Below are 14,635 nucleotides of genomic sequence, written 5' to 3' on the forward strand. Positions count from 1 at the left end.
GAGAACCTCATGAAAACAGCATTCCGTCGCACCCGTTTCGCCGCCGCCCTGGCGATCTCCCTCTCCGTCTTCGGCGCCGGCGCCGTCACCGCCGCACCCGTGAAGAACATCGTCCTGGTCCATGGATTTTTCGCGGATGGCTCCGGCTGGAAAGCGGTGTCCGACATCCTGATCCGCGATGGCTACAAGGTTTCCATCGTGCAGGAGCCGGAAACCTCGCTCGCCGATGACGTCAAGGCGACGCTGGGCGTCGTCCACATGCAGGACGGCCCCAGCATCCTCGTCGGCCACAGCTACGGCGGTGCCGTGGTGACCGAAGCGGGCAACGATCCGCAGGTCGCCGGCCTGGTCTACATCGCCGCTTATCAGCCCGAGGCCGGCGAGAGCCTGGCCACGCTGACCGAGAAGAATCCCGGCGCGACCAAGGCGATCAAGAAGACGGCGGACAACTTCCTTTACATCGATCCCGCGCAGTTCCATGCCGACTTCGCCGCCGACGTGCCGGAGAAGGAAACCCGCTTCATGGCGGCCTCGCAGGTCATGCCTTCCGTCCAGGCGTTTACCGCCCCCGTGTCGACCGCGGCGTGGAAGACCAAGCCGAGCTGGGCGCTCGTCGCCACGCTTGACCGGACGGTCAACCCGGATCTCGAACGCTTCATGGCGAAGCGCGCAGGCAGCACCACGGTCGAGGTCGCCTCCAGTCACGTCGCCTTTCTCTCGCATCCTGCCGACGTGGCGAAGCTGATCGAGCAGGCCGCCAGCAAGTCGGTCAAGTAAGCACTCACGACATAGAGGGCAATACCATGAGCAAGCAAATCGAAGGAAAGGTCGTCCTGATCACGGGCGCGAGCACGGGCATCGGTGCGGAACTCGCGAAGCATCTCGCGGCCCGCGGTGCCAGGGTCGCCCTGGCAGCGCGTCGCAAATCGATGCTCGATGCCGTCGTGGCCGAGATCGTCGCGGCCGGTGGGCAAGCCGCGGCCTATACGCTGGACGTCACCAACAAAGCACAGTTCGCCCAGGTCGTCGGCGCCGCGGTGGCCGACTTCGGCACGCTGGACGTCCTCATCAACAATGCCGGCCTGATGCCGATCCGTCCCATGTCCGAGGTCAACACCGACGAGTGGGACGCGATGATCGACGTCAATCTGAAGGGCACGCTGTACGGCATCGCCTCGGTGCTCCCGCGCTTCATCGAGCAGAAGCGCGGCCACATCATCAACCTGAGCTCCGTCGCCGGCGTGAAGGTCTTCGCACCGGGCGGCACGGTCTACTCGGGTACCAAGTTCGCGGTCAGCGCGATCTCGGAAGGCCTTCGCCAGGAAGTGGGTGGCGATATCCGGGTGACCTGCATCGAACCGGGCGCGGTCGAGAGCGATCTCAAGCTCAGCACATCGGGCACCGCGAAGGACACCGTGCTGGATTTCTACAAGCAGGCGATTCCGGCGGCGTCGGTCGCACGGGCCATCGCGTTCGCGATCGAGCAGCCCGCCGACGTCGACATCAACAACATCGTGATCCGGCCGACGCAGCAGGTGTTCTGACCGGGGTGCATCCGGCGCGGCATGACCTATGGGCCGGTCGTGACCAATGGGCCATGGCGCCCGGCGATGGCCGGCCTACCTTCCATGGATATGTCCGAACGGAAGGAGGGATGCCGATGCGAGCCGCTTATCTGGGATTGCTGTTGCTCGCCGGGGCATCGACCGTCACGGCCCACGATGCGCTGCTGGAACAGGCACTCGCCCGCAAGGCCGTGCCCACGGCCCATCTGCACGGCGTCATCCGTACGACCACGACGGTCAAGGGCGGCGACAAGCCCGAACTGGATTCCGAATCCGTGGATCCGCGCAAGGAGTCGAAAAAGATCATGGGTTCCTACGACGAACTGCGGGACGTCATCGGTACGGATGCCCACGTGACGAAACAGGAGGCCGGGCGGACGACGTACGCGTTTACGACGACGCGTCTGCCGCGCGGCAATGTCCAGGCCGGGCATATCAACGTGAGCAGCGACGGCAAGGGCGACGACGAACGGTTCGATGGCGTGGTCACCGTGACGAAGGATGCCGGGGGGCATCCTTACATCGACCATCTGGATCTTCGCTTACACGGGACGGCGGGTAACTTCATCGCCAAGGTGAAGAAGATCGACGTCAGTTATGCGTTCGCACCGGCGGACGGCACGGACGCGATGCTGACGACGAGCTGCATGGTCGATGCGACGGTGCGGGCGTTGTTCTTCGTGCATCGTGAGGCGCATGCTGAGTCGGAGTGGGTGGCTTTGGCTGAGCACTGAGGTGGGTTGCTTTCGCCAGCAGGGCTGGCTCCTACAGAAGCATCGCCAATAGGATTGGCTCCCACCACAGTGGCTACTGCAGCAGCCGGTTGATTTCTTCGATGTCTTTCAGCTCGGCAGCGCCGACACTGCGCTTGAGCAGCAGTTTGTTGAGGATGAACTGGTGGCGTAGCGCGGTGTACTGCGTACGGATGTTCGCCAGCTGCGCGATCGCGACGACGACGTTGGTCAGGCTCTGGGTACCGATGTCGTAACCCGCGCGCATGGAAGCCAGCGCGTCGTTAGCCGACTTCACCGCATCGCGCGCATCGCTGACCTGTCCGATGCCCGCAGTGATCAGGTTGAAATAATTAGTGGCATCACGCGCGGTCTGCCGGCGCAGCGATTCCAGGTCGTCCTGGTCCGCATCGCGCTGGTGTATCGCCTGTCGCACCTGCGACTGGGTCAGGCCGCCGCTGAACAGCGGCACGGCCAGCACCAGGCCGACCGTCGTACTACCCGGGCCATAACCTGCGCCTCCACGAACCGTGTTCGACCACGCGCCGGCCTTGTCGTAGCCCACCGAGAAATTGAGCGTCGGCAGATGACCGCTGCGCGCCGCCGAGATCGAATGCTCATCGGCCGTCACCAGACGGCTCGCCGCGAGCACGTTCGGGTTCTGACGCATGGCTTCTTCGACCCACGCCTCGGCGGTGTTCGGCGTGGGTGTCTCCATCGGGAGGTCTTCACGCAGGCTCTTCAGCGTGCCAGGGGCCTTGCCGGTCAGCTGTTGCAGCGCGCGACGCGCATCCTTCAACGCGGACTCCGCATCCACACGCGACGACTTGATGTAGAGGTAATAAGCCTTCGACTGGCTGAGGTCCGCCTGCGGCGCCAGCCCGTTCGCGAACTTGATGACGGCCTGGTCGTATTGCTGCTTGTAAGCGTCCTCGTATGACTGGAATACCTCGACCTGATCCTGCTCGATCAGCACGTTGAAATACGCGGTGGTCGCGCGGACGTAGAGGTCCTGCAGCTCCCCTTCGTACGTGGCGTCCTGCGATTCGGCGGTGAGCTTCGCCTGGCGCTCGCGCGAAAATTTCGCCAGGTCGACCACTGTCTGGTCGAGCTGAAACGTCAGGTCACGCTGCCGGCTGTGGCCGCCGGTCGTTTCGGACGAAGTACCGCCGTTGCCGGATTCCACACCGGCATAGCCGGGATGAAACTGCTGCAGCTCCAGTCCGGCGGACAGCTGGGGAAGCAAGGCCGACCGCGCCTGCGGCACACCCTCGGCCACCACCAGACGACGCGCATCGGCGCCCGCCAGGACGGGATCGTTGGCTACCGCTTCGCGATAGATGTCCAGCAGGTCTTCCGCGCCGGCGACCGCCGGCAGCGCGCCAGCCATGGACAGCAACGCCGCCAGACAGCCCGATAGATACCTTGTTTGCATGTCCGCCTCTAAGCACGCCGATTATCCGGGGCACGTTGCAAGCGATATGCCAGCACGTGCGGACGGACATGCGTGCCATCGCGGTAACGCTCAGGCGTTGTTTTTCAAGGGCAAAGGGCGGGTCGCAACATCCTTCGGGCGAAGGGATACCCGGTCTGGGCCGGCAAGGACCGTGTCCGCGGACGTTCCCGCGCGGACACCGGCGGTCACACCGCGAACGCCCTGACGAGCCGCGGCGGCTCGTCAGGACGGCTCGGTCAGAAGCTCCAGCGGAAGCCCAGGTTCACCGCGTCGCTGCGCTGATGCGTGGCGACGTCCGCGTTGTAGTACACGAACGTGCTGGCCTTCGGCGTGATGTCGAAGCTCACGCCCACGCCGGCCTGCCAGTGGTTGCGTACCGGCTGCGAGCCCTGCACCGAGAAGGTCTCGGCCGGTGCGCCCGCGAAAGCGTTGTTCACCGTGGTCGTATCGTCCCGGGTGTTGTGCAGATAGCGGACCATCACGATCGGGTGCAGCTTCGTGCCTTCCACGCCGAGGTCGACATCGCCGACCAGGCGGGCGCCGACGCCGTATTGCAGGCTGCTGGCGCTGGTCCTGCCGACGCGGAGGTCGGCGTCACCGGCGTTCTTCTCGGTGAAGGCGTCGTATTTGACCTTTGCGTAGTACGCGCCGACGAACGGCTCCAGGTGCATGGACTGGCCGAGCTGGAAGCGGTAGCCACCCTCCAGCGAGGCATTGGCGGTCTTGCCGTCGTAGCTGCCGGTCGCCTGCGGCGTAAAGCTGCCCACCGCGATACGACGCGAGCTGTCCGCATTCTGCCAGCCGTACGACGCCAGGCCTTCCGCCCACCACTGCTTGTCGTTGAAGTAGAGCGCATGCAGGCCGATCGCCGCCTGATCGACATCGGTGTAATCGCCGCGACGATCCGCCTCGGTACGCGAGTTGGCGAAGTTGGCATGCACACCCAGGCGCAGGTCCGGCGTGACCGGCGCGTCCGTGCCGATGATGACGCCATGGATGCGGTAGTCGGTCTTTGCGACGTCGACGCTGTGGTCGAAGCTGCCGCTCGAGGTGTACGGTTCCGCCCAGACCGCCGGACCCGGCTCGCCGGTGTCACGCTGCAGCTTGAGACGATAAAACAGCGTGTCCTGATACTGGCTCTGCCCGGAAAGCTCGGCATTGGCCGCGGACGCGTACGTTTCACCGGTCAGCGAATCGAAGGCGCGGTAGACCTGATCCGCCGTCAGACCGCGCGCATCGCCCAGCAGAGTCGGCAGCGGGTCGCCCCCCGAGGCAGCGATGCGCTGCAGTACCGAGGCCATGTCGCCCTGATTGGCGTTGAGGCCGGGGAACTGGTCGAAGCCGATACCGCCCGCGCCGAGACCGCTGCCCGCCTGGCTGTATGTCAGGACGAGGTCATTGCCTTCGGTCGCCAGATTCGTGTCGAGGAACGGGAAGGGACTGGTCGGCACGTTGCTGTACGCGCCGTTGATGCCGTTGGTCGTCCGCAGGATCGTGAAGCGGCTCACCGGCCTGAAGGTGGTGCTCGTCGGCGTGACCGCCAACGTGCCGCCGACGGTGGCCGCGCCATTGACGTTGATGGTGTCGCTCGTATTGCCGGTGCCCGTGCGGATCTGCGTGGTCGAGCCGTTACCAAGCGTCAGGTCGCCCGTCGTCAGCACCGTACCCGGCGTACCGGTGCCTCCCGCCGCGCCGGTCGCACCCGGAATGCCGCTCGGTGCGATCGTGCCATCGACCACCACGGGGCCCGTCACCGTACCGCCGCCGACGATGCCGCCGCCGGGGGTCACGGTCGCCGGTCCGCCCAGCGAGCCATTGACCACGATGTTGCCGCCGACCGTGGTGCCACCCGGGAAGGTCGCGGTCGTACCGCTAGCGATCGTGAGCGTGCCGGCACCGACGTTGAGGTTGTCGATGTGGGTGATCGAGCCGCCCGGCAAGCTGGCCTCGCCGCTACCCGTGATGTTGACCGTACTACCCGGCCCCGTCCCGTTGACCGTACCCGTGACACCCGGCAGCTGGCCGTAGGAGATATCGATCGTGCTGTTGCCACCCAGGTTGACGGTGCCGGCGATCGGGCCGGCCACCGTGACGACATTGCCGGTGCCGTCGAGACTGGCCGTGCCGTCCGTGCCGACGGAGATGCCACCGGTGTACGGGTTGCTGGCATTGAGGATGCCGCCGTTGACCGTCAGGCCACCGGTGAAACCGGCCAGCGATCCGCCAAGATTGAGGGTACCGGTGCCCTCCTTGTTGAGGCCGCCGGTGCCGCTGAGCGTGCCGTTCAAGGTGAGGTCGGCGGGACCCTGCACGGTCACGCCGTTGCCACCGACCGTGACGTCGTTGCCGAGCGTTACCGCGGTACTCGCTTCCAGAGCGGCGCCGTCGATGTCGAGACCGCCCGTACCCAGCGCGGTGTCGCTGCCGACGACGAGCGTGCCGCCGTCGACCGTGGTGCCGCCGGTGTAGCTGTTGTTGCCGTTCAAGGCCAGACGGATCACGCCGTGCTTGATCAGGCTACCGGCGCCGGAGATCGCACCATTGAGCGTCAGGTTGTTGCTGCCCGGCAGGGTCAGTGCGGCGTTGAGTGCGACGTCGTTCGCCAGCGTGGTGGCTGCCGTCGCATCCAGCGTGGTCGCGCCGTTGACGGTCAGCGCACCCGTGCCCAGCGCCGCGTCGTTGCCGAAGCTCAGGCCACCGGCGTTGAGGGTCACGCCGCCACTGAAGGTGTTGGCGGCGCTGAGGGTGAGCGTGCCCGCGCCGTCCTTCACCAGCCCGCCCGTACCGGTGACCGTGCCATTGACGAGCGAGTCCGCAGCACCGGCGAGCGTAAGCAGGTTGCCACCGAGACCGACCGTGCTGCCCGCCACCGCGTCGAGGGAAGCGATCGTCTGGTCGCCGCCCGCCGAGATGTCGAACGTGCCGGTACCGGCGAGAGTCACCGCGCCGGTGGGAGCCAGGCTGCCACCGGCGCCGATCGCCAGCGTGCCTCCGTTGATCGTCGTGCCTCCGGTGTAGCTGCCGGCGCCCGTAAGCGTCAGCGTCGCGGCGCCGTTCTTGGTCAGGCTCCCCGCACCCGATATCGCGCCGCCAAGCGTCAGGTCGTTGCTACCGGGCACGGTCAGGCCGGCGTTGAGTGCGATGTCGTTCGCCAGCGTGACCGGCGCGCTGGCATCCAGTGTTCCCGCACCGGCCACCGTCAGCACGCCCGTGCCGAGGGCGGCGTTGTCGCCGACCACGAGACCGCCCGCGTTGAGGGTGACACCCCCGCTGAAGGTATTCGCACCGCCCAGCGTCTGCGACCCCGGGCCGTCCTTGATCAGTGCGCCCGCGCCCGAGATGACGCCGTCGTAGGTGCCGTTGCCGATGCCGTTGAGTGTCAGCGTGTTGCCGCCGAGCGTGACGGCGCTGCCGGCGACGCCGTTGAGTACGCCGATCGCCTGATTGCCGCCGGTCGAGATATCGAAGCCGGTGCCTGCCGCCGTGAGCGTCACGGCGCCCGTGGGCGACAGGCTGCCACCCGCGCCGATGGCGAGGATCCCCGCATTGATCGTGGTACCGCCGGTATACGTGTTCGTACCCGTCAGCGTTTCGATGCCGGTGCCTTCCTTGATCAGCCCACCGGTGCCGCCGATGCTGCCGCTGAAGGTGCCGTCCGTGGGGCCGCCGACCACCAGCGAGTTGCCGCCGAGGTTGACGGTACCGTCGCCGACCAGCGTGCCGAAGCTCTGCGTGCCGTTGCCGGCCGAGAGATCGAACGTGGCGCCGGTGGCGAGATTCACCGTGCCGCTGCTCAGCAGGCTCGCACCCGCACCCAGCGCCAGCGTGCCGGCGTTGATGAAGGTGCCGCCCGAGTATGTGTTCGTGCCGTTGAGCGTGAGCGTCGCCGCGCCGTCCTTGGTCAGGCCGCCGGCACCCGAGATGGCACCGTTGAGCGTGAGGTCTTTAGTGCCCAGCACCGCGAGCCCGGCGTTGAGGATCACGTCGTTTGCGAGCGTGGTGGCGACCGACGCATCGAGGGTCGATGCACCGCCCACGGTCAGCGCCCCCGTGCCCAGCGCGGCGTCGTTGCCGACGACCAGGCCGCCCGCGTTGAGCGTCACGCCGCCGGTGAACGCGCTCGCACCATTGAGCGTCTGCACGCCCGCGCCGTTCTTCACCAGGCCGCCACTGCCACCGATGCTGCCGTTGAAGGTCGCATCCGTCGCACCGCCGAGCGCCAGCGCGTTGCCGCCGAGCGACACCGCGCTTCCCGCGACGCCGGTGAGCGAACCGATCGACTGGTTGCCGCCCGCCGAGATGTCGAACGTACCCGTGCCAGCCAGATTCACCGCACCGGTCGACGCAAGGCTGCCACCGGCGCCGATGGCCAGCGTGCCCGAGTTGATCGTCGTGCCGCCGGTGAAGGTGTTTGCGCCCGTCAGGGTCAGCGTCGAGGCGCCGTCCTTGATGATGCCGCCCGCACCCGACATTGCACCGCTCAGCGTCAGCGCGTTGCTGCTCAGCAGATCGAGGTTCACGCCGGACGCGAGGTTGATGCTGTTGCCGACATTGAGCGCGGCCGTCGTGTCGAGCGACGCATTGCCGCCGACCGACAGGGCACCGGTGCCGAGCGCGCTGTCGTTACCCAGCACCAGGCCTCCCGCATTGAGCGCGACGCCGCCACTGAAGGCGCTCGCGCCGCCGAGCGCCTGGATGCCCGCACCGTTCTTGATGACGCTGCCGGTGCCCGCGATGAGACCGTCGTACACGCTGTTGCCGACACCACCCAGGGTGAGCGCATTGCCACCCAGCGTCACCGTGCTGCCCGCGACGCCGTTGAGCAGACCGATGGCCTGATTACCGCCCGCCGACATGTCGAATCCCGTACCCGGCGCCGCGAGATTCACCGCACCGGTCGCAGCCAGGCTGCCGCCTGCGCCGATCGCCAGCGTGCCGGCGTTGATCAGCGTGCCCCCGGTGAACGTGTTGGTACCGGTCAGGGTTTCGGTGCCGGTGCCTTCCTTGATCAGACCGCCGGTACCCGCGATCGAGCCGGCGAAGACACCGTTGGTCGAGCCCCCGACGGTCAGCGAGTTCGCACCGAGGTTGACGGTACCGCCGCCGGTGAGCGTGCCGAACGTCTGCGTGCCGTTGCCTGCCGAGAGATCGAACGTGGCGCCCGTCGCCAGATTGACGATGCCGGTGCTCGCCAGGCTGGCGCCCGCACCGAGCGCCAGCGTACCGGCGTTGATGTTGGTGCCGCCGGTGTACGTGTTGCTGCCGTTCAACGTCAGGAGTGCCGCGCCGTCCTTGGTCAGGCCGCCGGTGCCCGCGATGTTGCCGTTGAGGGTGAGTGCGTTGCTGCCGAGCACGGTGAGGCCGGCGTTGAGCGCGATCGCATTGGCCAGGGCGACCGGGCCGCTCGCATCGAGCGTGGTCGCGCCGCCGATGGTCAGCGTGCCGCTGCCGAGCGCCGCATCGTTTCCGACGATCAGGCCACCGGCGTTGACGGTCAGGCCGCCGCCGAAGGTGCTGGCACCGCCGAGCGTCTGCACGCCCGCGCCCGCCTTGATCAGTGCGCCGTTACCGGTGAGCGAGCCGTTGAAGATCTGGTCGGTCCCGTTACCGAAGGTAAGTGCGTTACCGCCGAGCGCGATCGTCGTGCCGGCCGTGCCGGACAGCGCGCCGATGGTCTGATTGCCCGCGCCTGAGATGTCGAAGCCGGCTCCCGCATTGGCCAGCGTGACGCCACCGGTCGCGGCGAGGCTGCCACCTGCGCCGAGCGCGAGTGTGCCCGCGTTGATCGTCGTACCGCCGGTGTACGTGTTTGCGCCGGACAGCGTCAGCGTCGCGGCGCCGTTCTTGGTCAGGGCGCCCGCGCCCGACAATGCGCCAGCCAGCGTGAGTGCCTGACTACCCTGCACGCTCAGGTTCGCACCGGCGGCGAGGCCGACGTTGTTGACCACGTTGATCGGCGCACTCGCATCAAGCGACGCATCGGCACCCACGTTCAGCGCGCCGGTACCGAGCGCACCGCTGTTACCGAGCAGCAGCCCGCCACCGTTGAGGTTCACACCGCCGTTGAAGGTATTGGCACCACCTAGAGTGAGCACCGATGTCCCATTCTTGGTCAGGCTTCCCGTGCCTGACACCGTGCCGCCCAGAGCGAGATCCTGGGTGCCGAGAACGCTGAGTGCGCTGCCCGCACCGAGGTTGACCGCATTGCCGAGGCTGATCGCGGCGCTGTTATCCAGCGACACCGCGCCGCCGATGTTCAGCGCGCCCGTACCGATGGCACCACTGTTGCCGAGCACGAGACCGCCCGTATTCACGGTCAGTCCGCCGCTGAAGGTATTCGCACCATTCAGCGTGAGCACCGACGCCCCGTTCTTGATCAGGCTGCCCGCACCGGCCACCGCACCGTTGAGCGTGACCGCCTGGCTGCCGACGAGCGTGAGCGCGGTGCCTGCGCCGAGGTTCACGGCATTGCCGAGGTTGAGCGCCGTCGTGCTGTCGAGCGACCCGGTGCCGCCGACGTTGAGCGCACCGGTGCCGAGTGCGCCCGCGTTGCCCAGCAGCAGGCTGCCGGCATTGAGGTTCACGCCACCGGTAAAGGTGTTCGCGCCGTTGAGGGTCAGCTGTGACCCGCCGTTCTTGATCAGACCGCCGGCACCCGTGACGACACCGCCCAGCACGAGATTCTGCGCACCGGTCAGGACGAGCGATCCACCCGCCAGATTGACGTTGTTGCCAAGGTTCAGCGCCGCCGTACCGTCGAGCGTGCTGGCACCGTTGACCGTGAGGTCACCCGTGCCCAGCGCGCCGCTGTTGCCGAGCAGCAGGCCACCGGCATTGAGGCTCACGCCACCGGTAAAGGTGTTCGCGCCGCTGAGTGTCTGGATACCCGCGCCCGCCTTGACCAGCGAGCCCGTACCGCCGATGACGCCGGCGTAAGTCTGGTTGGTCGCGTCGCCGAAGGTCAGCGCGTTACCACCCAGCGAAATCGTGGTGCCGGGCACACCCGACAGCGCGCCGATCGTCTGGTTGCCTGCCGCCGCGATGTCGAAGCTCGCGCCGGTTCCGCTCAGATTCACCGCGCCCGTCGCGGCGAGCGAGGCACCGGCACCAAGCGCCACGGTGCCCGCGCCGATGTTGAGGCCGCCGGTGAAGGTGTTCGCACCGCCGAGCGTCAGCGTCGTGGACGCGCCGCTCTTGATCAGGCTCCCCGCGCCGGTGATCGGACCGTTGAAGGTCAGCGGCTGGCCGCCGAGCACGTTCAACGCGGCACCGGATGCCAGATTCACCCCGTTGGCGAGAGTCAGCGCAACGTTGTTGCCATCGATCGTGGTCGATGCCGCGACGTTGAGCGCGCCTGTGCCGAGTGCGCTGTCGTTGCCGAGCAACAACGCGCCACCATTGACGGTGAGGCCGCCGCTGAACGTGTTCGCCCCGGTCAACGTGAGCGATGACGCGCCGGTCTTCACCACGTTGCCGGTGCCGGCGATGACGCCGCCGAAAGCAAGCAGCTGCCCGCCGAGCAGGTTGAGCGTGCCGCCCGTACCGAGGTTCACGTTGTTGGCCAGCGCGAGCGGTGCCGTGCCGTCGAGCGTGACGTTCGCGCCGACGCTGAGCGCGCCGGTACCAAGCGCGCCGTTGTTGCCGAGCAGCAGGCCACCGCCATTGAGCGCGACACCACCGTTGAAGGTGTTCGCGCCGGAAAGCGTCTGCACGCCGGTGCCGACCTTGACGATGCCGCCGGTGCCGGCGATCAGGCCCGCGTAACTCGTGCTGGTGTTGAGCCCGCCGGTCGTGAGCGTCGTCGCGCCGAGGTTGACGGTGCCACCGAGGCCCGCCAGCGAGCCGATCGTCTGGCTGGCACCCGCGGAGAGATCGAGCGTGCCGCCCGGCGACAGGGTGATCACCTGCGTCGGCATCAACATGCCGCCCGCACCGACGGCGAGCGAGCCGCCGGTGATCGAGAACGTGCCAGAGAGTGTATTGACGGCACCGAGCGTGAGCACACCCGTGCCCGCCTTGGTCACGTTGCCCGCACCGGACAGGGCGCCGTTGAGGGTCAGGTTCTGTGTTCCGTTGATGGTGAGCGTGTTGCCGGCGCCTACCGCGATAGCGTTGCCGCTCGAAAGCGTGGTCGCATTCAGGGCGGTGATCGTCGTGGCGGCGCCCGTCACGTTGACCGCGCCGGTACCCAGCGCACCGTTACCCGAAAGCAGCAGACTGCCCGCGGCGAGCGTGGTACCGCCCGTCCACGTGTTGCCGGCCGCCAGCGTCAGGGCGCCTGTGCCCGTCTTCGTCAGAGGACCCGAGCCCGACACGGCACCGCTCAGACCGAGATTGTTCGTACCGGCGACGGTAAGGCCCGCACCGGCCTGAATATTGAACGCCGTGGTAACGCCGAGCCCGTTCGTCGCGGCCTGGATAGTGCCGCCCGAGACGTTCGCGCTGTCGCCCAGATTGGCGGGATCGGCGAGGATCGCCGTACCGCCCGTCATGGTGGTGGCATTGGCCAGGCGGCCGGAGAGACCCCATATGCCGCCGCTGATAGCCAGGTTCTCGAAGTTGATGTATTGCGCCGCCGAGGCGCTGCTGATGCCATTGTCCGTCGTGCTTTTCAGTGTCAGCGTGTCGGTACCCGTGCCGCCGTCGACGATGCCGGCAGCAGCGAAGTTGAGCACCCCCACGCCAAGCAGATCGCCGATGGATGCGGCCACGCCCGTACCCGTGCTGCTGACGACGGACCCCGTATCGGCAACGAAGGTGTCGTTGCCCTGGCCCATGTAGACGCTGCCGGTGATGGTGCCATTGTTGGTCAGGGAGTTGCTGGTGCCATGCAGACTGATGCGGCCCTGCACCGTGCCCGTCGCACCGTTGGTCATGACGGTGTTGCCCAGGCCGGACGCGACGATCGCAGGTGCGTCGGCGGCAAGCACCGCCACGCCGACGAGGGGCTTGCCACCGATAAAGCCGTTGTTGGTAAGCGTCGTCGTGCCACCCGCGCCATTGCGGATGTCGAGCGCCACGCCACCGAGATCGCCGATCGTGACCGACGCCAGGCCGATGGTGCCGTACAGGCTGGCGCCCGCGTTGTTCGTGATGACGTGGTTGCTCGCGTTCGCATTACCGACGACCGTGCCTTCCGACAGCAATGTCAGAAGACCCAGCAGCGAGGGGTCGATGCTTCCCGAGTTATTGAGCGTGACGTTGTTACCCGACAACGTCATCGCCGTACCGAGGCCGATTGCCGATGCGATGCGCCCGTCGCTCGTGACGTTAACGGTGAGGTTGTTCGCGTTCGTGCTGAAAGGGTTGCCGACCAGCGTTCCGCCGGAACAGGTGATGGTCGAGCCGTTGGCCGGAGCGATGGGTGCACAGTCGGCGATGGCCTGCTGGCTGACGAGACCGAACAGGGTCGAGGCAAAGGTGAGGTAGATACCCCTGCTCAGCGACGTGCGGCGGATGTTTCCCATGTGACGCTTGCTCATAACGCTCCCCGGTCCGCACGGCGTGTTCCCTGACCGGGAAATATCGGCCGCACTTCAGCCGCGACGCCGGAAAATCCGTGCCGCAAATAGACGTCTGATTGGTGACGCCGATGAGCCTGACGGAATCAGGCCCTTGGTATTCGGCGCAAGCCTAAGCGAGGGTCGTGAGGGGTCTATGCACAAATCTGGCGATGCATTTCCGCGACCTTTCCAGAAAGCGAAAACGTCGCTCGCGGAATTCGTGCACATCGACAAATACGGCACGAAAAGACGACCTGACTTCGTCAGAAACCAGGTAGAGATACTTAAGGAATCTCAGTGTTCACGCCATTTCCGTATTTCATCGTGGCGATTTAACAAACGTCGCGACGGCCCTGCGGCGATCTCTTGACGCGTGGACCGCGAATGCACCGTTGCCGAATATCACTTGCGATTTCGCCCATCATTTTCTTCGCGCGCCGAATGTGCATAGGCATTAGCGGCACGCGAAGCGTTTTATCGTCGTTCCGCTCCGTCCGTCGACGGCAGAAACCGCACGATGCATGTCGATTCTCCAAGCCAGCGCATAAGCGGTGCGGTACGGTGGGCCCTCATCCAGGGAGAGTCTTATGTTCGTCATCCGCCACGCGTCCGAGCGAGGCCACGCCAATCACGGCTGGCTCGATTCCCACCACAGCTTCTCTTTCGCCGACTACCGCGACGAGGATCATGTGCACTTCGGTCCGCTACGCGTCATCAACGAAGACCGGGTCGCTGGCGGTGCCGGCTTCGGCACGCATTCGCACCGCGATATGGAAATCATCAGCTACGTGCTCGAAGGCGAGCTGGCCCATAAGGATTCGATGGGCAACGCTGTCGTCATCCGGCCGGGCGAAGTGCAGCGGATGAGCGCGGGTCATGGCGTCACGCATTCCGAAGAGAACCATGCCCAGACGGTCACGCACTTTCTGCAGATCTGGATCATTCCGAACCAGCTGAACCTCAAGCCGGGCTACGAGCAGACGTTCTTCCCGGATGACGAGAAGCGCGGCAAGCTCCGCCTCGTCGCCAGTCAGAGCGGTGAGCATGGGTCGGTGACGGTGCATCAGGATGTGCGGATCTATGCGGGATTGTTCGGTCCCGACGAAACCGCCCATCACAACGTCGACTTCGAGCGCCTGATCTACGTACACGTGGTGCGTGGGACGGTACACGTGAACGGGCATCCGCTGTCCGCCGGCGATGCGGCGAAGATCACGGAGGAGTCGCGCGTGGTGCTCTCGGATGGTGTGGACGCTGAGGTGCTGTTGTTCGATATGGCGGAGCTGGAACCGCCTCGCTAACGGTTCGAGCGGCAGCGTCTTCAGAAGACGCCGCCAATGGATGGACCGAGTCGCACATTCGCGCCATCACGATGCCGTT

6 protein-coding genes are annotated in these 14,635 nt (G+C 66.4%); 4 read left to right on the top strand and 2 right to left on the bottom strand.

What is annotated here, in order from left to right; translation table 11 throughout:
* The first annotated feature begins 9 nt into the window (after nucleotides 1–9).
* The 3 genes from FA87_RS18780 to FA87_RS18790 all read left to right on the top strand — a co-directional run bounded on the left by FA87_RS18780 (nucleotide 10) and on the right by FA87_RS18790 (nucleotide 2,299).
* Nucleotides 10–777 (top strand): alpha/beta hydrolase, encoded by a 768-nt coding sequence (locus FA87_RS18780; protein ID WP_043696734.1) that lies wholly within the window; start codon nucleotides 10–12, stop codon nucleotides 775–777.
* A 26-nt stretch (nucleotides 778–803) separates the two neighbouring features.
* Nucleotides 804–1,544 carry an SDR family oxidoreductase gene (locus tag FA87_RS18785; protein ID WP_043696737.1) on the top strand — a complete coding sequence of 247 codons (741 nt, stop codon included), beginning with the start codon at nucleotides 804–806 and terminating at the stop codon, nucleotides 1,542–1,544.
* 116 nt (nucleotides 1,545–1,660) lie between these two features.
* The gene (locus FA87_RS18790; protein ID WP_156128594.1) at nucleotides 1,661–2,299 is read left to right on the top strand and encodes a hypothetical protein; all 639 of its coding nucleotides are present in this window, start codon (nucleotides 1,661–1,663) and stop codon (nucleotides 2,297–2,299) included.
* 73 nt (nucleotides 2,300–2,372) lie between these two features.
* On the opposite strand, the gene FA87_RS18795 is transcribed toward FA87_RS18790, so the two are convergent.
* Both FA87_RS18795 and FA87_RS20890 read right to left on the bottom strand, forming a co-directional pair.
* Nucleotides 2,373–3,731 carry a TolC family outer membrane protein gene (locus tag FA87_RS18795; RefSeq protein ID WP_081996657.1) on the bottom strand — a complete coding sequence of 453 codons (1,359 nt, stop codon included), beginning with the start codon at nucleotides 3,729–3,731 and terminating at the stop codon, nucleotides 2,373–2,375.
* A gap of 257 nt (nucleotides 3,732–3,988) precedes the next feature.
* A complete protein-coding gene (locus FA87_RS20890; protein WP_052191451.1) occupies nucleotides 3,989–13,234 on the bottom strand; it encodes an autotransporter-associated beta strand repeat-containing protein in 9,246 nt (3,081 codons plus the stop codon).
* A 608-nt stretch (nucleotides 13,235–13,842) separates the two neighbouring features.
* Here FA87_RS20890 and FA87_RS18805 point away from each other — a divergent pair.
* On the top strand, nucleotides 13,843–14,556 hold the full coding sequence (locus FA87_RS18805) for a pirin family protein (protein WP_043696749.1): 714 nt from the start codon (nucleotides 13,843–13,845) through the stop codon (nucleotides 14,554–14,556).
* Nucleotides 14,557–14,635 lie beyond the last annotated feature (79 nt).

Origin of the sequence: Luteibacter sp. 9133 (assembly GCF_000800155.1) — a bacterium.
Classification (GTDB): Bacteria; Pseudomonadota; Gammaproteobacteria; order Xanthomonadales; family Rhodanobacteraceae; genus Luteibacter; species Luteibacter mycovicinus.

Bases quoted from the DNA above. Each gene is read 5' to 3' on its own strand.
- FA87_RS18780 (WP_043696734.1), top strand. From the start codon at position 10: ATGAAAACAGCATTCCGTCGCACCCGTTTCGCCGCCGCCCTGGCGATC.
- FA87_RS18785 (WP_043696737.1), top strand. From the start codon at position 804: ATGAGCAAGCAAATCGAAGGAAAGGTCGTCCTGATCACGGGCGCGAGC.
- FA87_RS18790 (WP_156128594.1), top strand. From the start codon at position 1,661: ATGCGAGCCGCTTATCTGGGATTGCTGTTGCTCGCCGGGGCATCGACC.
- FA87_RS18795 (WP_081996657.1), bottom strand. From the start codon at position 3,731: ATGCAAACAAGGTATCTATCGGGCTGTCTGGCGGCGTTGCTGTCCATG.
- FA87_RS20890 (WP_052191451.1), bottom strand. From the start codon at position 13,234: ATGAGCAAGCGTCACATGGGAAACATCCGCCGCACGTCGCTGAGCAGG.
- FA87_RS18805 (WP_043696749.1), top strand. From the start codon at position 13,843: ATGTTCGTCATCCGCCACGCGTCCGAGCGAGGCCACGCCAATCACGGC.